Annotated in this window: 22 protein-coding genes; 6 read left to right on the top strand and 16 right to left on the bottom strand. The window is 69.7% G+C overall.

The window, feature by feature from the left end; all coding sequences use genetic code 11:
• Positions 1-42 precede the first annotated feature (42 nt).
• A complete protein-coding gene (locus EHW97_RS01245) occupies positions 43-495 on the top strand; it encodes a flavodoxin family protein (protein ID WP_124235341.1) in 453 nt (150 codons plus the stop codon).
• A gap of 81 nt (positions 496-576) precedes the next feature.
• Here the strand turns inward: EHW97_RS01245 and EHW97_RS01240 are convergent, their stop codons facing one another.
• Complete coding sequence (locus EHW97_RS01240; protein ID WP_124235340.1) at positions 577-1,593, bottom strand: PHP domain-containing protein; 1,017 nt, start codon at positions 1,591-1,593, stop codon at positions 577-579.
• Between the two features lie 55 nt (positions 1,594-1,648).
• Here EHW97_RS01240 and EHW97_RS01235 point away from each other — a divergent pair, with 55 nt between their 5' ends.
• The gene (locus tag EHW97_RS01235; RefSeq protein WP_124235339.1) at positions 1,649-1,927 is read left to right on the top strand and encodes an acylphosphatase; all 279 of its coding nucleotides are present in this window, start codon (positions 1,649-1,651) and stop codon (positions 1,925-1,927) included.
• Here EHW97_RS01235 and era read toward each other — a convergent pair.
• Both era and EHW97_RS01225 read right to left on the bottom strand, forming a co-directional pair.
• Positions 1,924-2,844, bottom strand: coding sequence for a GTPase Era (gene era, locus EHW97_RS01230; protein ID WP_124235338.1), 921 nt, complete (start codon positions 2,842-2,844; stop codon positions 1,924-1,926). The genes EHW97_RS01235 and era overlap by 4 nt on opposite strands.
• On the bottom strand, positions 2,844-3,176 hold the full coding sequence (locus tag EHW97_RS01225) for a cytidine/deoxycytidylate deaminase family protein (protein ID WP_124235337.1): 333 nt from the start codon (positions 3,174-3,176) through the stop codon (positions 2,844-2,846). The genes era and EHW97_RS01225 overlap by 1 nt, the downstream gene beginning before the upstream one ends.
• A 40-nt stretch (positions 3,177-3,216) precedes the next feature.
• Here EHW97_RS01225 and EHW97_RS01220 point away from each other — a divergent pair, with 40 nt between their 5' ends.
• Positions 3,217-3,957 (top strand): carbon-nitrogen hydrolase family protein, encoded by a 741-nt coding sequence (locus EHW97_RS01220; RefSeq protein ID WP_166367341.1) that lies wholly within the window; start codon positions 3,217-3,219, stop codon positions 3,955-3,957.
• Here the strand turns inward: EHW97_RS01220 and EHW97_RS01215 are convergent.
• The 6 genes from EHW97_RS01215 to hrcA all read right to left on the bottom strand — a co-directional run bounded on the left by EHW97_RS01215 (position 3,914) and on the right by hrcA (position 9,360).
• Positions 3,914-5,197, bottom strand: a complete 1,284-nt coding sequence (locus EHW97_RS01215) for a hemolysin family protein (RefSeq protein WP_124235335.1) — start codon at positions 5,195-5,197, stop codon at positions 3,914-3,916. The two genes, EHW97_RS01220 and EHW97_RS01215, sit on opposite strands and share 44 nt — an antisense overlap.
• Positions 5,194-5,676, bottom strand: coding sequence for an rRNA maturation RNase YbeY (ybeY, locus tag EHW97_RS01210; protein WP_124235334.1), 483 nt, complete (start codon positions 5,674-5,676; stop codon positions 5,194-5,196). Before ybeY ends, EHW97_RS01215 begins: the two co-directional genes overlap by 4 nt.
• Positions 5,677-5,694: 18 nt before the next feature.
• Positions 5,695-6,693 (bottom strand): PhoH family protein, encoded by a 999-nt coding sequence (locus EHW97_RS01205; protein ID WP_124235333.1) that lies wholly within the window; start codon positions 6,691-6,693, stop codon positions 5,695-5,697.
• A 59-nt stretch (positions 6,694-6,752) separates the two neighbouring features.
• On the bottom strand, positions 6,753-7,097 hold the full coding sequence (locus EHW97_RS01200; protein ID WP_124235332.1) for a histidine triad nucleotide-binding protein: 345 nt from the start codon (positions 7,095-7,097) through the stop codon (positions 6,753-6,755).
• Between the two features lie 64 nt (positions 7,098-7,161).
• A complete protein-coding gene (gene dnaJ, locus EHW97_RS01195) occupies positions 7,162-8,319 on the bottom strand; it encodes a molecular chaperone DnaJ (RefSeq protein ID WP_124235331.1) in 1,158 nt (385 codons plus the stop codon).
• Between the two features lie 9 nt (positions 8,320-8,328).
• On the bottom strand, positions 8,329-9,360 hold the full coding sequence (gene hrcA, locus EHW97_RS01190; protein WP_124235330.1) for a heat-inducible transcriptional repressor HrcA: 1,032 nt from the start codon (positions 9,358-9,360) through the stop codon (positions 8,329-8,331).
• 62 nt (positions 9,361-9,422) lie between these two features.
• Here hrcA and EHW97_RS01185 point away from each other — a divergent pair, with 62 nt between their 5' ends.
• Both EHW97_RS01185 and EHW97_RS01180 read left to right on the top strand, forming a co-directional pair.
• Positions 9,423-9,845: a hypothetical protein gene (locus EHW97_RS01185; RefSeq protein WP_124235329.1), complete on the top strand. Its 423-nt coding sequence runs from the start codon at positions 9,423-9,425 to the stop codon at positions 9,843-9,845.
• The gene (locus tag EHW97_RS01180; protein WP_124235328.1) at positions 9,835-10,671 is read left to right on the top strand and encodes a DUF3097 domain-containing protein; all 837 of its coding nucleotides are present in this window, start codon (positions 9,835-9,837) and stop codon (positions 10,669-10,671) included. Before EHW97_RS01185 ends, EHW97_RS01180 begins: the two co-directional genes overlap by 11 nt.
• A 7-nt stretch (positions 10,672-10,678) precedes the next feature.
• On the opposite strand, the gene hemW is transcribed toward EHW97_RS01180, so the two are convergent.
• From hemW to EHW97_RS01160, 4 genes are all read right to left on the bottom strand, one after another.
• On the bottom strand, positions 10,679-11,824 hold the full coding sequence (hemW, locus tag EHW97_RS01175) for a radical SAM family heme chaperone HemW (protein ID WP_243696253.1): 1,146 nt from the start codon (positions 11,822-11,824) through the stop codon (positions 10,679-10,681).
• Positions 11,825-11,855: 31 nt separating this feature from the next.
• A complete protein-coding gene (locus EHW97_RS01170) occupies positions 11,856-13,694 on the bottom strand; it encodes an AMP-dependent synthetase/ligase (RefSeq protein WP_124235327.1) in 1,839 nt (612 codons plus the stop codon).
• Positions 13,695-13,794: 100 nt separating this feature from the next.
• Positions 13,795-15,642 carry a translation elongation factor 4 gene (gene lepA, locus EHW97_RS01165; protein ID WP_124235326.1) on the bottom strand — a complete coding sequence of 616 codons (1,848 nt, stop codon included), beginning with the start codon at positions 15,640-15,642 and terminating at the stop codon, positions 13,795-13,797.
• 16 nt (positions 15,643-15,658) lie between these two features.
• Complete coding sequence (locus tag EHW97_RS01160; protein WP_124235325.1) at positions 15,659-16,000, bottom strand: hypothetical protein; 342 nt, start codon at positions 15,998-16,000, stop codon at positions 15,659-15,661.
• A gap of 145 nt (positions 16,001-16,145) precedes the next feature.
• Here EHW97_RS01160 and rpsT point away from each other — a divergent pair, with 145 nt between their 5' ends.
• Positions 16,146-16,406: a 30S ribosomal protein S20 gene (gene rpsT, locus EHW97_RS01155; protein WP_124235324.1), complete on the top strand. Its 261-nt coding sequence runs from the start codon at positions 16,146-16,148 to the stop codon at positions 16,404-16,406.
• A gap of 75 nt (positions 16,407-16,481) precedes the next feature.
• Here rpsT and holA read toward each other — a convergent pair whose 3' ends face one another.
• From holA to EHW97_RS01140, 3 genes are read right to left on the bottom strand one after another with little or no spacing between them, the layout of a single operon-like run.
• Complete coding sequence (gene holA / locus EHW97_RS01150) at positions 16,482-17,456, bottom strand: DNA polymerase III subunit delta (RefSeq protein WP_124235323.1); 975 nt, start codon at positions 17,454-17,456, stop codon at positions 16,482-16,484.
• Between the two features lie 34 nt (positions 17,457-17,490).
• Positions 17,491-19,719: a ComEC/Rec2 family competence protein gene (locus tag EHW97_RS01145; protein WP_124235322.1), complete on the bottom strand. Its 2,229-nt coding sequence runs from the start codon at positions 19,717-19,719 to the stop codon at positions 17,491-17,493.
• Positions 19,716-20,423 (bottom strand): ComEA family DNA-binding protein, encoded by a 708-nt coding sequence (locus EHW97_RS01140; protein ID WP_124235321.1) that lies wholly within the window; start codon positions 20,421-20,423, stop codon positions 19,716-19,718. Before EHW97_RS01140 ends, EHW97_RS01145 begins: the two co-directional genes overlap by 4 nt.
• Positions 20,424-20,472: the final 49 nt, after the last annotated feature.

The following is a 20,472-nucleotide window of genomic DNA, read 5'->3' as shown; positions in this document are numbered from 1 at the left end:
GTCGGCGTGCGCGAGAACGAGCGGTGCGATTACCGTCGGGCCATGCCTCGTCTACTGGTCGTCCACCACTCGCCCACGGAGAACGTCGCACGGCTCGCCGACACCGTGCTGGCCGGGACGCGCGACGACGCCCTCGAGGACGTCGAGGTCGTCGAACGTCCGGCGCTGGAGGCGACCGTCGACGACGTTCTCGCCGCTGACGGCTACCTCCTCGGCACGACCGCCAATTTCGGGTACATCAGCGGCGCGCTCAAGCACTTCTTCGACACCACCTATGACGCGGTGCGTGAGCCGACCGCGCAGCGCCCGTTCTCCTACTGGATTCACGGCGGTTACGACACGACCGGCGCCGAACGGGCGATGGAGTCGATCACGACCGGGCTGGGCTGGCGACTGGCCGCCGAACCCCTCGTGTTCACTGGCGAGGTCACCGAGCACCACCTCGAGCGCGCCTACGAACTCGGCGGCACCCTCGGCGCCGTCCTCACCTCCTGACCCGTGACGGTTTACCAGGTTCAGTAGGGAATCTGTCACCTGCGGGGAGGATCGACGTCACTGCGTGACTGCGAATCTCCCTCAACTACCCCGGGCCCAGGCGCGGAGACGGTCGAGGGGCCAGGCCGTGATGATGCGCTCTGCGGGAATCCCAGCCGCCGCCGCTCGCTCCGCACCGTAGTCGAGGAAGTCGAGCTGGCCGGGCGCGTGAGCATCGGTGTCGATCGCGAAGAGACAACCCGCCTCCAGCGCGACCTCGATGAGACGCTCGGGCGGATCTTGGCGCTCCGGCCGTGAGTTGATCTCGACGGCCACGCCGTTCGCGGCACACGCCTCGAACACCGCCTTCGCGTCGAACTGCGACTCCGGCCGCTTGCCGCGGCTACCTTCCACGAGTCGACCCGTGCAGTGCCCGAGGACCGTGGTCCGGGGGTGCTCGACGGCTCGGATCATGCGGCGTGTCATGGGACCGCGATCCATCCGCAGCTTCGAATGGACGCTCGCCACGACGACGTCGAGCCGATCGAGAAGGTCGTCGTCCTGATCCAGCCGGCCGTCTTCGAGGATGTCGACCTCGATGCCGCTCAGCAGCACCAGGTCATCGGACTCCTCGTTGATGGCGTCGACGACGTCGAGTTGGGTGCGCAGGCGATCGGCGCTCAACCCGTTCGCCACCGTCAGGCGCGGCGAGTGGTCGGTGAGCGCGACGTACTCACGGCCACGCCACCGCGCCGCCCGCACCATCTCCTCGATCGGCGAGCCTCCGTCGGACCAGTCCGAGTGCATGTGAAGGTCGCCGCGCAGCTGCGCCCGCAGGTCCCGGCCGCCGTCAGCGAGCGGCGCATCGTTGCGGGAACGGAGGTCAGCCAGATAGGCCGGCACCTCGCCGGCAAGCGCCTCCTCCACGACGGCGAGAGACTTGGGGCCGATCCCCTTCATCCTCGCGAGCTCGCCGCGCTCGGCCCGGCGTGCCACCTCCTCCGCGCTCAGCGGCGCCAGGACGGCCGCCGCACGCCGGAAGGCCTCGACCCGGTACGACGTGGCCCGCTCACGCTCGAGCCAGAAACCGATCTCGCGCAGGGCTTCGACGGGATCCATGCCCGCATCGTGCCATCGGAGCACGCCACGCGCCTCGCGATGGTGTGATGGAGTCATGACCGACGACGTGATCGCTCGCCATGTCATCGTCCGCGGCCTCGTCCAGGGGGTGTTCTTCCGCGCGTCGTGCGAACAGGAGGCGCATCGTGCCGGTGTCGCCGGCTGGGTGCGCAACCGTTCCGACGGCAGCGTCGAGGCGGTGTTCGAAGGGCCGTCGGCCGCGGTGCAGCAGCTGATCGACTGGTGTCACACCGGCCCGAGCCGCGCTCAGGTCGAGTCGGTCGAGGTCAACGACGACGAGCCCACCGGCGCGCAGCAGTTCACGACGCGCTAGAAGCCCAGCTTGCGCAGCTGCTTGGGGTCACGCTGCCAGTCCTTCGCGACCTTGACGTGCAGGTCGAGGTACACCGGGGTTCCGAGCAGACGCTCGATCTGCTGCCGGGAGGTCGCCCCGATCTCCCGCAGCCGCGCACCCTTCTTGCCGATGATGATGCCCTTCTGGCTGTCACGCTCGACGTAGACGTTGACCCGTACGTCCAACAACGGCTTGTCCGCGGGCCGGTCCTCACGCGGAACCATCTCCTCGACCGTGACGGCGAGCGAGTGGGGTAGTTCGTCGTGAACGCCTTCGAGCGCTGCCTCGCGCACGATCTCCGCGACGAGGGTCTCTTCCGGTTCGTCGGTGAGCTGCCCCTCCGGGTAGAAGGCAGGACCTTCGGGCAGGGCGTCGAGGAGCAGGTCGGCGAGAAGCTCGACCTGCTCGCCGGCGACGGCCGACACCGGCACGATCTGGGCCCATTCGATGCCCTCATCCTGTCCCGCCTGGACGATGGCCTGCAGGTGCTGGGCGAGCCGCTCGGGCGAGACGAGGTCGGTCTTGGTGGCGATGGCGAACATCGGCTTGCGACGCAGCGAGGAGAGCTCGCGGACGAGGAATCGGTCGCCCGGGCCGATCCGCTGGTCGGCCGGGAAGCACATACCGACGATGTCGACCTCGGACCAGGTCGAACGGACGAGGTCGTTCAACCGCTCGCCCAGCAGCGTCCGCGGCTTGTGAAGCCCCGGAGTGTCGACGAGCACCAGCTGGCCGTCGGGACGGTGGACGAGACCACGGACCGCGTGCCGTGTGGTCTGCGGACGCGACGAGGTGATCGCGATCTTGTCACCCACGAGCGCGTTGGTGAGCGTCGATTTGCCGGCGTTGGGACGGCCGACGAAGCAGACGAATCCGGAGCGGAAGACCTCGCTCATCAGGCGTCCAGCACGGTGTCGACGGTGCCCGCAGCGTCGGCGACGATCACCGGGACGCCGGCCCCGCCGAACTCCGCGACGGTGTCGGTGCGGATGGGGACGTCGCCCTCGGTGACGACCGCCGCGGCCTCCAGGCCCTTGGCGCCCGACGACACGGCCATCGCGACGGCGAGGTCGAGTGCGGAGAGCTGCAGCGCGTCCATCGCCACGGTGGACGCGGCGTAGGTGCGGCCGTCGAGGTCGCGCACGGCCGCACCCTGCGAGACCCCGTTACGCGCGCGGGTAGCCCGGGCGAGCGTGACGAGCTTGGCGTCTTCAGCCGACAAGTCCATGAGGTGAAGGGTAACGGGCGACCCCCGCTACCCTCGCATCGTGCACGTCGCTCTCGTCCAGTCCGCCAGCGTCCCCGGCGACCTCGCGGGCAACGTGGAGCGCCACGCCGCGTGGATCGGGCAGGCAGCGGCGCGCGGCGCCCGCCTGGTCGGCTATCCGGAACTCTCGCTCACGGGCTACGAGCTCGATCGCGTGGCGGCCGACCCCGCCCTCACCCTCACCTCCGACGACCCGCGGCTCGCGCCGCTGCGGGAGGCGTGCGCCGCGACCGGCGCGACCGCGATCGTCGGTGCGCCGACCATGCTCGACGGGCGACGGCGGCTCGCCGCGCTCGTCGTGGACGGCGAGCACATCCGCGTCTACGCCAAACGGCGGCTCTTCGGCCGCGAGACGGACGTCTTCACGCCGGGAACCACGCCGCTCGTGGTGTCGGTCGGCGACAGCCGGATCGCCGTGGGCGTGTGCGCCGACCTGGGCTCGCAGGAGCAGGTGAGGGAAGCGGCCACGCTCGATGCCGACGCCTGGTTGCTCGGTTCGCTCGTCTCGGCGGAGGGCTACGAACTGGAGGCGCGTCAGGCCGCATCCGCCTCGACGCTGCTCGGCGGCGTCGTCGCGTTCGCCAATCATGCCGCCCCGACGGGCGGGTGGGCCCCCGCGGGCCGCAGCGGTGCGTGGGATCGAGGCACACTCCTGGCCGCCGCCGACGGTCGGGACGAGACGATCGTGCTGTTCGACCTCAGCGCTCCGGCGCTTCGCCGTCCACCGGTTCGGCACGGCTGACCAGCACCCGCCCGATGCGGTTGCGCCGACCGGCTGGCGCCTGAGCCTCGAAACGCAGACCGTCGACCTCCACCACGCTGCCCGGGATCGGCACCTTGCCGAGGTGCTTGGCCATGAGACCGCCGACCGAGTCGACGTCGTCGTCCTCAACGGGTGTGCCGAACAGGTCCTCGAGATCGTCGACCTCGAAGCGCGCGCTCACCCGCCAGGAGCCGTCGGAGAGCCGCTCCCGCTCGTCGGGCTCGGTGTCGTACTCGTCGGTGATCTCGCCGACGATCTCCTCGAGGATGTCCTCGATCGTCACCATCCCGGCGGTCCCGCCGTACTCGTCGACGACGATCGCCACGTGGGTGCGCTCGGCCTGCATCTCCCGCAGCAGGTCGTCGACCTTCTTCGTGTCGGGGACGAACATGCACGGCCTGCTGATGGAGTCGACCTTCTCAGTGGTCTCGGCGACGTGGTTGTCGAAGACGCGCTTGGTGATGTCTTTGAGGTACGCCATGCCCACGACGTCGTCGAGGTTCTCCCCCACCACGGGGATACGGGAATACCCGCTGCGCAGAGCAAGGCTCATGGCCTGGCGCAGGGTCTTGTGCTGCTCGATGAAGACGAGGTCAGGGCGCGGCACCATGACCTCGCGCACGATGGTGTCGCCCAGTTCGAAGACGGACTGGATCATGCGCGACTCGTCGCTCTCGATGACGGCGGAGGCGGCGGCGAGATCGACGAGTTCGCGGACCTCGACTTCGGACGCGAACGGTCCCTCGCTGAACCCCTTACCGGGGGTCAGGGCATTACCGACGAGGATGAGGAACTTCGGCAACGGGCCGAGCAGCGCGGTGAGCACGATGACCGGCCACGCGGACGCGATCGCGATGCGTTCGGCGTGCTGCTTGCCGACCGTGCGCGGCCCGACGCCGATCGCGACGAAGCTGACCACGGTCATGATCGCGACGGCGATGAGGACGTTGCTCCACAGGCCCTCGACCTGATCGGCGATCACGGCGGCGACCAGGACGATGCTCGCCGTCTCGGCGAGGATGCGCAGCAGCAGGACGGTGTTGAGGTACGGGGCCGGGTCCTCCAGGATCGTGCCGAGCCGCTTGGCCCCGGCGCTGCCCGACTCCGCCAACTCCTCCGCGCGAGCGCGCGAGAACGACGAGATGGCCGCATCGATGCTGACGAGGACGCCGGCCACCACGGCCAGCACCACGGCGAGCAGCAACGGCGTCACGGTCACGGCGCGTCAGGGTCCTTCCCTGCGGCGGTCTCGTGCCACTCGACCAGCAAGCGCCCTTGGATGCCGAACATCTCGGCGTGCTCCTCGGGCGTCGCGTGGTCGTACCCCATGAGGTGCAGCATCCCGTGGACCGTCAGCAGCGCGATCTCGTCGTCGCGGTCGTGCCCGGCGGCGGGCGCCTGCTGCTCGGCGATCTGCGGGCACAACGCGATGTCGCCGAGGTAGCCCGGGTCCTCGTCGTCATCGGGCTCATCCCGGCCGGGCGTGAGCTCGTCCATGGGGAAGGAGAGCACGTCGGTCGGCCCCTGTTTGCCCATCCACTGCTCGTTGAGCGTGGCGATGGTGGCGGGCTCGACGAGCCGCATCGTCATCTCCGTCTGCGGATGCAACCGCATGCGCCGCAGCACGAACCGGCAGAGCCGGGTCAACGTGGTGACGTCGACGTCGACCCCGGACTCGTTGAGGACGTCGACACTCATGCCGACGTCCCGCGTCGCTCAGGCTCGCTCATGAGCTCCCTTGACGTCACGGCGACCGGCCTCGTAGGTGTCGTAGGCCGCGACGATGCGCCCGACGAGCTTGTGCCGGACGACGTCGTTGCTGGTCAGCCGCGAGAAGTGGATGTCGCGGACGTCGCCGAGGATGCCCTCGACCACCCGAAGGCCGCTCGTGGCACCGCCGGGGAGGTCGACCTGCGTGACGTCGCCCGTGACGACCATCTTGGAGTTGAATCCCAGGCGGGTGAGGAACATCTTCATCTGTTCGGCGGTGGTGTTCTGCGCCTCGTCGAGGATGATGAACGCGTCGTTGAGGGTGCGCCCGCGCATGTACGCCAGCGGCGCGACCTCGATGACCCCGCTGGTCAGCAGCTTGGGGATCGAGTCGGGGTCGAGCATGTCGTGCAGCGCGTCGTAGAGCGGCCTCAGGTAGGGATCGATCTTCTCGCTCAACGTGCCCGGCAGGTAGCCGAGTCGCTCGCCTGCCTCGACCGCCGGCCGGGTCAGGATGATGCGGGTGATCTCCTTGGCCTGCAGCGCCTGCACGGCCTTGGCCATCGCGAGATACGTCTTGCCGGTGCCGGCCGGACCGATCCCGAACACGATGGTGTGCTCGTCGATCGCGTCGACGTACCGCTTCTGGTTGAGAGTCTTGGGCCGGATCGTGCGGCCGCGGTTGGACAGGATGTTGAGGCTGAGCACCTCGGCGGGACGCTCCTGGGTCTCGGCGCGCAGCATCGAGATGCTGCGCTCGACCGTCTCGCGGCTCAGCGACTGCCCGGTGCGCAGAATCGTGACGAGTTCGTCGAGCAGGCGCTCGACGAGGGCGGCCTCGGGCGGCTCGCCCTCGACCGTGATCTCGTTGCCGCGGGCATGGATACGCGCCTCGAAGGAGTCCTCGATGAGGCGCAGGAACTCGTCGGCAGGACCGAACAGGGCCACTGCCGGGACGCTCGACGGCACGGTGAACACGTGGCGAGCGCGAATGTCATCAGTCATACGCTGTCCAGTCTACGGGGCCGCGCACTGTCGCGTCGCCATTCGCGCCGACAGCACGATCAGGCGAGGAAGAGCTTGGCGACGTCCACTCCCGCGAGCACATGCGCATGTGCGTGGAAGACCGTCTGCCCAGCGTCGGCGCCGGTGTTGAACACGAGGTTGTAGTCCTCGTAGCCCTCCTGCCGCGCGACCACGCGGCTCTGCTCGAGCATCTCCGCCGCGACGGTGGGAGACGCAGCGGCGAGGCTGGCGATGTCGGGCTGGTGTTCGCGCGGGATCACCAGGACGTGCACGGGCGCCTTGGGGTTGATGTCGCGGAACGCGATGGTCTGGTCGGACTCGGCAACGATCTCGGCCGGGATCTCTCCCGCGACGATCTTGCAGAACACACAGTCGGAGGCCATGGCGTCAGTGTACGAACGCCGGGCGGTCCGTCACCTGCTCACGTGCGGATGAGTGGCCGGAACGTCACTTGAAGGCGTCGCGGATGCGACCGAAAACCCCGCCCTTGTGCGCGTGGCTGACGACCGTCTCGGGACGCTCCTCGTCGCGGAGGCGGGCGAGTTCGAGAAGCAGCTCGCGCTGCCGCTCGTCCAGGCCGCTCGGCGTCTCGACGACGACCTGAACGACCAGGTCGCCGCGGCCGCTGCCGCGCAACCGGGTCACGCCCTGACCGCGAACGACGATCGTCTCGCCGGACTGGGTTCCCGGGGGGACGTCGATCGGCACGGTCGAAGGGGCGGTGTCCGCGAGGTCGGCCCGCTCGGACTCCAAGGTCGGGATCTCGATCCGCGTGCCGAGCGCCGCCGCCGTCATCGGGACGGTCACCTGGCAGGCCAACTGGTCGCTCTTGCGGGTGAAGAACTCATGCCGCTGGACGCGAACCTCGACGTAGAGATCGCCCGCCGGCCCGCCGCCAGGGCCCACCTCACCTTCACCCGCCAGCTGGATGCGGTTGCCGTCATCGACGCCGGCGGGGATGTTGACGGTGATGCTGCGCCGCGCCCGGACACGCCCGTCACCGCCGCACTCCTGGCACGGGTCGGGGACCACGGTGCCGAAGCCGTGGCAGGTCGGGCAGGGTCGGGACGTGCGGATGTCACCGAGCAGCGACCGCTGGACCGACTGCACCTCGCCGTGACCGTGACAGGTACCGCAGGTGACCGGTTCCGAGCCTTCGCGAGCCCCCGAGCCCGCGCACACGTCGCAGACGACCGCGGTGTCGACCTTGAGTTCGCGGGTCACGCCGAACGCCGCGTCGGCGAGCGTGATCGCCACCCGCAACAGGGCGTCCGAGCCGCGCTGGACGCGCGAGCGAGGGCCGCGCGACGACGCCCCTTGCCCGAAGAACGCGTCCATGATGTCGTCGAAGCTGAAGCCCTGGCCGAAGCCGCCGCCCATGCCGCGGCCACCGAACGGGTCGCCGCCGCGGTCGTAGACCGCACGCTTCTGCGGGTCCGACAGCACCTCGTAGGCCTGCGAGACCTCCTTGAACCGCTCTGCCGCGTCGGGAGCGTCGTTGACGTCCGGGTGCAGTCGGCGCGCGAGCTTGCGGTACGCCTTCTTCAGCTCCTCGGGCGTCGCCTGACGCGTCACGCCCAAGAGTTCGTAATAGTCCTGTGCCATGTCTCTTCCTCAGCCGTCCGCGAGGATCCGGCCGACGTAACGGGCGACCGCACCGACGGCGGCGATCGTGCCCGGGTAGTCCATGCGGGTGGGTCCGACGGTACCGAGCGTCGCCAGGATCTCCGCGTCCGACCCGTACGGACTGGAGACGACGGCGGTTCCGGCGAAGCCCTCGTGACCTGTTTCGGAGCCGATCCGCACTTGCGGATGGTCGGTGGGGCGCGGCCGGCTGGCTTCGCCGAGCAGCTTCAGCAGCACGACCTGCTCCTCCAGCGCCTCCAGCACGGGCCGGATGGCGGTGTCGAAATCGGCGCCGAACCGCGCCAGATTGGCGGTGCCGCCGACAGCGATGCGTTCGTCGGATCGCTCGTTGGAGAACGTCTGGCTCAATGTCGTGACGATGCTCGTGACGATCGGCCGGTCGCCGGGGGCGAAGGTGCCGATGATCTCGGCGAGGTTGAGCGAGGCTTCGGGAAGCCGCTCGCCCACCGTCGCGCGGATGATGCGGGACCGCAGATCGGCGACGAGCTCCTCGTTCGGGGTCTCCTCCAGCTCGACGATGCGCTGCTCCACGCGGCCGCTGCTGGTGATGACGACGAGCAGCATCCGCGCGGACTCCAGCGCCACGAGCTCGATGTGCCGCACGGTGGAGCGGGTCAGCGAGGGGTACTGCACGATCGCGACCTGGTTGGTCAGTTGCGCGAGGACTTTCACGCTGCGCTGGATCACGTCGTCGACGTCGACCGCGCCGGCCAGGAAGGTCTCGATGGCCCGCCGCTCCGCCGGCGACATCGCCTTGACCGTGGCCAGGCGGTCGACGAACATCCGGTAGCCCTTGTCGGTCGGGATGCGCCCCGCGCTGGTGTGCGGTTGGGTGATGTAGCCCTCGTCCTCGAGGGTGGCCATGTCGTTGCGGATCGTCGCAGGCGAGACGCCGAGGTGGTGCCGCTCGACGAGCGCGCGCGATCCGACGGGTTCCTGCGTCGCGACGTAGTCCTCGACGATGGCGCGCAGCACCTCGAGCCGACGTTCCTCCGACATGATCGCGCTCACCTCCCCGTGTCGCACTGGCACTCGTGGATTCCAAGTGCCACTCTAGCGAGGTGGTCGATCTCGAGGTGCGCGACGACGGCGCGATCGCGGTGAGCTCGCAGGGCGCGACGCTGGTGTACACGCCGTACCGCGTCACCGCGCCCGACGGCTCGGTGGTCGCGCACGAGTCGCGTGGCGGCTCCCTCGCCGGAGCGTGGGCGACGCAGCTCGGCACGGCCTTCGTGGAGGTCTCGTTCCTCGGCGACGGACCCGAAGGCGGAGAACTCGCGATGGTCGTGAGCGACGGCGGCGACACCCACGTGGCGCTCGGGGCCCTCGTCACCGAGCAGGTGCCCGCTGACGTTCCGCCGAGCTGGCCCGCCGCCATCGACCTCGCGCTCGGACTCATCGTCGACACCACGCTCGACTCCGGCTCCAAGGACGACGTCGAGCGGTTCCACCAGCGACTCCTGGAGGTCGTTCATGGGCTCTGACCGCTACGGCCAGGACGTGCTGTCCGGCGACTGGCGCCGCCCGCCGCGCGGCCGCTCGATCGAGCTGGCCGCCGATCCCGGCCTGGTCGTCGAGGAGGCCACCACCGGCTTCGTCGGCGAGATCATGCGGGTGGAGCGCGACCTCGGCGTCGTCGAACTCGAGGATCGCCGACTGCGTCGCAAGACGTTCCCGCTCGGGCCAGGTTTCCTCATGGAGGGCAAGCCGGTCGTGCTCGTCGCCCCCGCCCGCAACGCCCCCGCCGCACCCACCCGCACGGCATCGGGGTCGCGGGTGGCGGCTGACACGCGCGCCAAGGTCGCCTTGCCGAGCCGGATCTACGTCGAGGGGCGCCACGACGCCGAGCTCGTCGAGAAGGTGTGGGGCGATGATCTGCGCGCCGAAGGTGTCGCCGTGGAGTACCTGGGCGGCATCGACGATCTCGCCGCCATCGTGGCCGACTTCGCGCCCACCGCCGAGCGACGACTCGGTGTCCTCGTCGACCACCTCGTCCCCGGGTCCAAGGAGTCGCGGATCGCCGAGCAGTTCAGTGCTCATCCGCACGTCCTCGTCGTCGGCCACCCCTACGTCGACGTGTGGCAGGCGGTCAAACCCGAACGGATCGGCGTCCGGGAGTGGCCCACCATCCCCCGTGGCACGGACTGGAAGCGCGGCATCTGCGCCGCGTTCGGCTGGCCGCACGCGGACCAGGCGGACATCGCCCGGGCGTGGAAGCACATCCTGTCGCGGGTGCGGACCTACACCGACCTCGAACCGGCGTTCCTCGGCCGGGTCGAGGAACTCATCGACTTCGCCACCGTGGGGTGACGGACCGCTAGGTGAGTTCGCGGACGACGTGGTCGGCGAGGAGCCGGCCGTCGAGCGTCAGCACGACGCGATCACCGCGCGGTTCGAGCAGACCCTGGGCGATCAGCGGTTCCGGGTCGCCCGCCAGCGCGCTCCGCTCGATCCCCTCGCGCAACCGGATGCGCAGCATGACGTCCTCGAGTCGGCGTGACGCGTCGTCGAGGCGCTCGCCGTCCATGCGCGGGGACGCACCGGCGGACACTCGCTGCGCGTAGGCAGCGGGGTGCTTGACGTTCCACCACCGCTCCCCTGCCACGTGGGAGTGGGCGCCCGGCCCGATCCCCCACCAGTCGCCGCTGTACCAGTACCCGAGGTTGTGCCGGCAGCGGGCTGCGTCGTCGCGAGCCCAGTTCGACAGCTCGTACCACTGCAGCCCGGCCTGCGCGAACAGATCATCGGCGAGGACGTACTTGTCAGCCGTCTCGTCGTCGTCGGGCATCGTGACCTGGCCGCGGTTGACCTTGCGGGCGAAGGCCGTGCCCTGCTCGACGATGAGCGCGTAGGCGCTGATGTGGTCGGGCTCCATGGCGAGCGCGTCCTCGACCGTGCGGCGCCAGTCGTCCACGCTCTCGGTGGGCGTGCCGTAGATGAGGTCGACACTGACCTGGTCGAACCCGGCCTCGCGCGCCCAGCGCACGGCCTGCGGCACCCCGGCCGGGTCGTGGGTCCGGTCGAGCATCGCCAGCACGTGCGGCACCGCCGACTGCATGCCGAACGAGATCCGCGTGAACCCGCCGTCGCGCAGCTCGGCCAGCGAGGCGGGCGTGACGCTGTCGGGGTTGGCCTCCGTCGTGACCTCGACGTCGGGCGCGAACCCGAAGGCGTCCTCGATGCCCCGCAGCATCCGCACGAGCTCGGACGAGGCAAGCTGCGTGGGGGTTCCCCCGCCGACGAAGACGGTGTCGACCCGGCGCTGTCCTACCGCCTCACGTGCGAGGGCGATCTCGGCGAGCGCCGAGTCCGCGTACTGCGCCCGCGTCGCACCCTCGCCGAGCTCGTCGGAGGTGTAGGTGTTGAAGTCGCAGTAGCCGCAGCGGACGTCGCAGAACGGCACGTGCAGATACAGGCCGAAGGAGCGACCCCACTCCCTGGCGGTCGCTCCTTCGGCGGTCACGCGAGCCAGCCTAGCGGCCGGCAGCAAGATTCTAGGCGGTGTAGAAGCCGTCGAGGATGTCCTTGTAGTTCTCCTCCACCACACGCCGCTTGACCTTGAGGCTCGGGGTGATCTCGCCCGACTCGACCGAGAGGTCGTGGTCGAGGATCGCCCACTTCTTGATCGTCTCCCAGCGGTTCAGCTTGCTGTTGAGCTCGGCGATGTATCCCTCCATCTCCTGCTGCATCTGCGGCGAGGAGACGACCTCGGCGTAGGACTTGCCCGCCATGCCGTGCTGCTGCGCCCAGCCGTCGACGGCGTCCGGATCGAGGGTGATGAGCGCCGAGCAGAAGTTGCGCTCGCTGCCGTGCACCACCATCTGACTGGCCAACGGGCAGACCGCCTTGAACATGCCCTCGATGTGGGAGGGTGCGACGTACTTGCCGCCCGAAGTCTTGAACAGGTCCTTCTTGCGGTCGGTGATCGTCAGGAAACCGTCGGCGTCGACGTGGCCGATGTCGCCGGTGGCCAGCCACCCGTCCTCGGTGAGCGAGGACGCCGACTCGGCCTCGAGGTTGTGGTACCCGCGCATGACGCCCGGACCCTTGATCAGGACCTCGCCGTCTTCGGCGATCATGACGTCGGTACCGGGCATCGGGAGGCCGACCGTGCCGATCTTGAAGTTGTCGGGGTGGTTGACGAACGACCCGGCGGAGGTCTCGGTCAGGCCGTAGCCCTCGAGCACCAGGACGCCGGCAGCGTGGAACCACTCGGCGATATCGCTGGACAGGGCCGCGGCGCCGGAGATGAAGAACCGCACCCGGCCACCGAAGCGCGCGCGGATCTTGGTGAACACGAGCTTGTCGGCGAGGGCGTACTGGATCTTGAGCGGCGCGGGGATCGGCTTGCCGGCACGTTCCAGACGCGAATGCTGCAGGCCCACCCTCTCGGCCCAACGGAAGAGCTTGAGCTTGACGCCGCCCTCTTCCTCCATCATGCCGACGATGCGGCCGTAGGCCTTCTCGAAGATGCGCGGGGCAGCACCCATGAAGGTGGGCTGGACGATCGCCAGGTTCTCGACGATCTTGGGGACGCGGCCGTCGATCGCGGCCGGGAACCCGACCTGCAACTGGGTGGTGAGCAGGACCTTGCCGAACGAGTGCGCCATCGGCAGCCAGCGGAACTCGAGGTCGTCGACGGACAGGAACCCGCCCGCCGCGACCGCGGCGCCCTCGTAGGTCCAGCCGTCGTGGCTCAGCCGGACGCCCTTGGGGCGACCGGTGGTGCCGGACGTGTAGATCAGGGTGGCGAGGTCGTCGGGCTGCGTGGCGGCGACGCGGTCCTGGACGACCGTGGGGTGGTCCTGCAGGTGCTTCTCGCCGAGCTCCTCCAGTTCGCTCAGGCCGATGACCCAGTCGCCGTCGACCTGGCCGTCGAAGGTCACGACCTTGACGACGCTCGGCAGCTCGGAGCGCTTCTCGCGCAGTTTGGCGATCTGCTCGTCGTCCTCGGCGAACACGACGCGGCTGTCGGAGTCGGCCAGGATGTACTCGACGTCGTCGGCCACCGTGGTCGGGTAGACGGTCGTGGTGGCCGCGCCGGCGGCGTTGACCGCGAGATCGGCCAGAATCCACTCGTAGCGGGTGTTGGACGCGATCGCGACACGCTGCTCGCGCTCGATGCCCAGCGCGATGAGCCCGGCCGCGAGCTTCGTCACGTGTTCACCGGCCTCGGCCCACGTGATGGACTGCCAGTTCTCGTTCGCATCAGGGAACCGGAAGGCCTCGCGGCTCCCGGACTTCGCGACGCGGTCGAAGAACATCTCGCCCACGTTGCGAGCGCGGCTGTTGACGATCTCGAGCTGTTCGGGCGTGGGAGTGGCAGCGGACATCGTGCTCCTTCACCAGGGGGTTGTGGTGTGGATCACCCTAACCCATCCGGCCCGCTTCACACAGTGCTTTCGCGCCCGACCTGCTTCGCATCGACGCCGGTCAGGACGACTTGGGTTCGCTCGTGGAGAGCGCGGCGATGAAGGCTTCCTGCGGCACCTCGACCCGCCCCACCATCTTCATGCGCTTCTTGCCTTCCTTCTGCTTCTCCAGCAGCTTGCGCTTGCGGCTGATGTCGCCGCCGTAGCACTTGGCGAGCACGTCCTTGCGCATGGCGCGGATCGTCTCGCGGGCGATGATGCGCGCCCCGATCGCCGCCTGGATGGGCACCTCGAACTGCTGGCGCGGGATGAGCTCCTTGAGCTTGCCCGCCAGCGCCACCCCGTACGAGTACGCGCTGTCGCGGTGGACGATCGCGCTGAAGGCGTCGACGATCTCGCCCTGCAGGAGGATGTCGACCTTCACGAGGTCGGCAGGCTGCTCCCCGGACGGCTCGTAGTTCAGCGAGGCGTAGCCCTTCGTGCGCGACTTCAACTGATCGAAGAAGTCGAACATGATCTCGCCCATCGGGAGCGTGTAGCGGATCTCCACGCGGTCCTCGGACAGGTAATCCATCCCCTGGAGCTTGCCGCGACGCATCTGGCAGAGCTCCATGATCGCGCCGATGTACTCCGAGGGCGCGAGCACCGTCGCGTCGACGATCGGTTCGTAGACCTTGGCGATCTTGCCCCCGGTCGGGTACTCGCTCGGGTTGGTCACGACGACCTCGCTGCCGTCCTCCATCTCGACGCGGTAGACGACGTTGGGTGCTGTAGAGATGAGGTCGAGGTTGAACTCTCGCTCGAGTCGCTCCCGCACGATCTCCAGGTGCAGCAACCCGAGGAAGCCGATGCGAAAGCCGAAGCCCAGGGCGCCGGACGACTCGGGCTCGAACTGCAACGCCGCGTCGTTGAGCTGCAGTTTCTCGAGCGCATCGCGCAGTGTCGGGTAGTCGTCGCCGTCGATCGGGTACAGACCGGAGAACACCATCGGATTGGGGTGCTGGTAGCCGCCCAGCGGCTCGGCGGCGGGTTTGCCGGCCGACGTGACGGTGTCACCGACGCGCGACTGCCGAACCTCTTTCACGCCGGTGATGAGGTAGCCGACCTCGCCGACGCGCAGGCGGCTCTCCTTCAGCGGTTCGGGGCTGATGACGCCGACTTCGAGCATCTCGTGGACGGCGCCGGTCGACATCATCTTGATCCGGTCGCGATGGCTGAGGCTGCCGTCGACGACCCGGACGTAGGTGACGACGCCACGGTAGGTGTCGTAGACCGAGTCGAAGATCAGGGCGCGAGCGGGCGCGTCGGCGTCGCCCTCCGGCGGCGGCACCTGGTCGACGATGACGTTGAGGAGGTTCTCCACGCCTTCGCCGGTCTTCGCCGAGACCCGCAGGACGTCGTCGGGGTCGCCGCCGAGGATCCCGGCGATCTCCTCGGCGTACTTCTCCGGCTGCGCGCCGGGGAGGTCGATCTTGTTCAGCACCGGGATGATGTGCAGATCCGCGTCGAGTGCGAGGTAGAGGTTGGCGAGCGTCTGCGCCTCGATGCCCTGAGCGGCGTCGACGAGCAGGATCGCGCCCTCGCACGCCTCGAGGCTGCGACTGACCTCGTACGTGAAGTCGACGTGTCCGGGCGTATCGATCATGTTGAGCACGTACACCGTGCCGGCATCGTCGCCCGTGCTCTTGGCGAACGGCATGCGCACAGCCTGGCTCTTGATCGTGATGCCGCGTTCGCGCTCGATGTCCATCCGATCGAGGTACTGAGCGCGCATCGCACGCTCGTCGACGACGCCGGTGTGCTGGAGCATGCGGTCGGCGAGCGTGGACTTGCCGTGGTCGATGTGCGCGATGATGCAGAAGTTCCGCAGCAGCGCGGGGGGCGTGGAGCCGGGTTCCGGGCCCAACATGGAGGTCACCTACCGTCTACCAGACCAGAGCGATCACGATGTTCACCACGACCAGGCCCGCGACGACATGCGCCATCGGATTCGGGGCCGGCTTCTTCTGCTGGGTGAACGCCAGGATGGTCGCGATCAGCGCCACGACCAGCTTGATCCCGATCTTGACGTGATTGGGGTCGCCGTCCTTGACATCGGTCATCTCCCACATCGCCACCAGGATCAGACCCGTGACGAGAGCGCCCGCGATGCTGTGGGCGATCCCCGGCGCGACTCGCGGTGCACGGATGTCGCGCAGGTACACCACGAGGGCGGCGGCCCAGCACACGATGTGCAGGACGACAAGGACGGTGTAGAGAATGGACACGTCGACCATCCTAGGGGTCGCCTCGATTTGAGTCGGTGCCCCTGGGACTGGTAACGTTGACGATCGCGTGTTCGACCGCGCCTCAAGCCGGCCGGCCGCGATCACCGCGTCACCCGTCGTTTCATGAGAGAACAGGTTTTGCCCCGTGGCGAACATCAAGTCGCAGATCAAGCGCAACCGTCAGAATGAGCTTGCGCGCCAGCGGAACAAGTCCGTGCGTTCGGCTCTGAAGACCTCGGTCCGCCGCTTCAACGAGGCCGTCGAGGCCGGAGAGCTCGACAAGGCCAAGGAGCTCGCTCGCGAGACCGGCCGCAAGCTCGACAAGGCCGCCTCGAAGGGCGTCATCCACAAGAACCAGGCGGCGAACCGCAAGTCCGCGATCGCCAAGAAGGCCGCTGCGCTCTGACGCACCCGCGCTGACATCGATGCCCCGCTCCCCAGGGAGCGGGGCATCGTCGTTCCCGGGGGCGTGCGCTTGCGTTCAGGCGCGCTGACGGGCCGCCGCGACGCGCAGGATCATGCGCTCGATGGCATAGCCGGGCTCCGAGCCTCCGCCCTTGACCTCGACATCGGCGTCGGCGACCGCGTCCAGGGCTCGACGCAGACCGTCGCTGTCCCAGGAGCGCAGCTGCTGACGCAGCACCCGGATCTTGAAGGGTGGAGCACCGACCTGGGCGGCGAGGTCCTGGTCGCGTAGCCCGCCCGGCGCGCTGGCGAGGGTGGCGAGCTGGCGCAGCCCCGACGCGAAGGCCGACGTGATGAGCACGGGCGCGACCCGGGCGGCTTCGGCCCAGCGGGCGCGTTCGAGGGCGTCGGCGAGCTGCCCGGCGATGGCGGCATCGGCGATCTCGTAGCCGCGGACCTCCGCTCGGCCGCCGAAGTACTGGCGCACGACGGCGCCGGTGATCGGGGCTCCAGCCTCAGTGGTGACGGCGAGCTGATCGAGTGCGCCCGCGAGGGCGCGCAGGTCCTGGCCCACGGAGGTGACCAGGAGCCCCGCGGCCTGCTCGTCGATCGAGCGGCCGAGGTCACGGGCTTCGGTGCGGACCCATGCGGCGTAGTCGCGCTCGTACTTGGGCGCCTGGACCTTGACCTCGTGCACGGCCGACGCCTTGCGGAGCTTGTCGAGCACGCCCTTGCCCTTGTTGCCTCCGCTGTGGATCAAGATCACCGCCACGTCCGGCTGCGGGTCGGCGGCATAGGCGATCAGCTCGGTGGCCGGCGCCTCGGGCAGGTTCTCCAGCTCGGTGAGCACGAGTGCGGTGGCGGCGGAAAACAGTGACGGGCTCGTCAGCGCAGCCAGCTCACCGGCGACGACGGCGCCGCCCACGGCCTCGGTCAGCTCGACGTCGGGCTGTTCCTCACGCACGGCCCGCACGGCGCGGATCCGCGTGCGCTCGGCCAGGAACTCGGCATTGCCGGTGATGAGGAGGATCTTGCCGAATGCCGTGGCCACGCCTCGAGGATAACGACGCCGGCCGACAGGTCCGTCACGGCGTGACGGCGCGCAGAGCTCCCCCGTCCCGCGTGACGGCCACGTCACCGTGCACGTCGGTGCGCCACCACTGAACGCCGTGCTCGCGCAAGAGCCGCAGCGCCGTCGCCGTGGGATGCCCGTAGTCGTTGCCGGCCCCGGCGCTCACGGTGGCGACCCGCGCTCCGGTCCGCTCGATGAACTCCGCCGACTGGTCCGCGCTGCCATGATGGGCGACTTTGAGCACGTCCGCCGTGATGTCCGCTGATCGCATCGCTCGCCGTTGGGCCTTCTCGCCCAAGTCTCCCGTGAACAGCACGCGCACCCCGTGCACGGTGACGCGTTGCAGCAGGCTGACGTCGTTGCGATCGGAGGGCGCCGCGTCGCCCTGCGTGGGCGGCCACAACGTCTCGACCGTCACGTCACCGACGCGGAGGGTGTCTCCGGGCGCCGCGATGACCTGCGGGACGCCCGGCACCTCCGGGCCACCGGACGGCCCGACAAGCACCTGATCGACTGTCCGTCCCCTGATCGCTCCGCGCCATCCCGCCACATGGTCGGCATCGGCGTGGCTGAAGATCAGAAGTCGGATCCGCTCGACCCCCAAGCGACGCAGGCACCTGTCGACCGGCCCCGGTTCGATCCCGACGTCGACGACGATGGCCTCGCCGGGTGCCGTGGGAACGACGCTGGCGTCGCCCTGACCGACGTCGCACGCGACCATCACGGTCTGCGAGGGCGGCCATCCGGTCTGCGGCGGCCGCACGATGCCGACGAGCAGCCCGACGGTCAGACCGGCGGCGATCACGGGCCGGCGGGCGACCGCCAGGATGCCGACGACGATGAGGGGAAGCAGCAGGACGAGCACCCACCACGGGCGCGTCCACGCCACCGCGGCGCCGTCGAAGGACGCCGCCTGCCGGCCGGCCGCCACGATGAGGGAGGCTGCTGCGACCGCCAGGGAGCCGCTGACCCGTGCCAGCGGCTCTGCGACGAGCGCGAGCAGCCCGCCGAGCAGGCCGAGCACCGTGGCCGGCGCGACGGCGGGCGCGGCGGCGACGTTGGCCGCCACCGCGACCAGCGAGACCTCCTCGGAGATCGCCGCGATGGTGGGAACGCAGGCCAGGTGAGCGCTCAGCGGCACGGCGAGCGCCATCGCAGCCCACGAGGGCATCCACCGCTCCAGGCGATCGGTGAGCGGCGGACCCAGGAGGACGATGCCGCTCGTCGCGCACACCGACAGAATGAACCCGGCCTGCCGGCTCATCCACGGATCGAGCACGAGGACGCCGAGCACGGCCCATGCGAGTGCGCGGAGACCGTCGCGCGTGCCGCGGCCCATCGCGATGACCGCGACGGTGCCCATGATCGCCGCCCGTTGCACACTCGGTTCGGGCCGGGCGACAAGCACGAAGACGGCGATCGCCGCGAGCGCCGCCAGCAGGATCACACCGGTGCGGCGGGTCCGGCGCACGACCAGGAGCACGGCGCCCAGGACGATGGTGAGGTTACTGCCGGAGACCGCGGTCAGGTGAGTGAGTCCGGCGCGCCGGAAGTCGTCCTGGAGCGCTTCGTCGATACCGGAGACGTCGCCGCTGACCAACGCGGGGACGAGGGCAGCGGCGGAGCCGTCGTGGTGGGCGACGGCCGTCCGGATGCCCTCACGCACCCGTTCGCTCGCCTCCCACCACCACGGTCCCTCGCGTGCTGGGCTGACGCGCGTCGCACTCACGGTCGCCACCTCGTCCGAGCGCTCCGCCGGCGCTAGTCGCCCTTCCAGCAGGACACGGCGGCCGACCACGAGCTCGGTCGGGTCGTCGCGGACGAAGACCGTGGCCCGGGCTCTGGTCCGCACTCCGCCCGCGCTGCTCTCCGCTTCGCGGACCAGCACCGCGACGACAGCGGACTGCTGGCCGAGGTGTCCGACGATGCGCGCGTCCTGACGCACCTCGACCTCGGCCGTCACGTATCGCCCCTCCTCGGCCCAGAGCCGAAGCGGGTCGGCCTCGACGACCGCCACCCGTGCGGCGGTCCCGAGAAGAACGATCGCGAGGACGAGCATCGGGAACGCGAGGACGGAGCGGCGCACCAAGAGCGCCGCGACGGCGAGCGCAGCGAGAGTGAGGACGACGACCGATCCGGCTGTCTGGTCGACAGCCCACGCCGTCGCACCCCAGGCCAGGACGGCCGCGGGAACCACGCGCAGGTCGTGGAGCCCGCGAGGGCCTGCGACGAACTGCGTCATCGCACGACGACGTGGTCGCGCAGTTCCGCGAGGGTGGCCTCGCCGATCCCCTTGACGTCGAGCAGGTCCTCCACGCTGCGGAACGGCCCGTTCTCGGAGCGCCAGTCCAGAATCGCCGTGGCCGTGACCGGGCCGATGCCCGGCAGCTCCTCGAGCGCGGGCTGATCCGCCCGGTTGAGGTCGAGCGCCTGCCCCTCGCCCGTCCCGGTCGGCCCTGCGGCGGGCGGCGCGATGCCGACCAGTAGCTGTTCGCCGTCGGTCAGCTCCCGGGCCATGTTGAGCGACGTCGTGTCCGGCTGGCCGACGAGGCCGCCGGCGGCCTCGATCGCCTCGTGCACCCTGCTGCCCGGTGGCACCGTGACGATCCCCGGACGCGCGACCGCACCGACCACGTCGACGACGAGCTCGTCGACGACCGGCGCGGTGGCCGATTCGGACGACGGGGCGATCGCGACAGGCTCGTCGATGCGCTCAGGCCGGCCGGCCAGGACCCACCAACCGACGAGGACGAGGACCGCGACCCCCGCGATGCCGACGAGCGCGAGGTGACGGTCGCGGAGGCGAGCATGACGGGGAGGCGAAGCGTCGTCGTCAGCGGGCTCGTCGTCGGGCTGCCACTGGGCGTCGAAGGCCGCGGCGAGCTCGGCGAGCCGACGCCGCGCCACTTCCGCGCGCGTCTCCTCTGGAGCTGGACCCTGAACCACGTCGCCGACGCTAGGCGGATGCGGTCGACGCCGTCAGGCCGTGCGACCG

The organism is Aeromicrobium camelliae (assembly GCF_003850045.1).
GTDB classification, from domain to species: Bacteria; Actinomycetota; Actinomycetes; order Propionibacteriales; family Nocardioidaceae; genus Aeromicrobium; species Aeromicrobium camelliae.
Note: the sequence above shows the minus strand (reverse complement) of the source record. Positions and strands in the feature narration are given on the sequence as shown.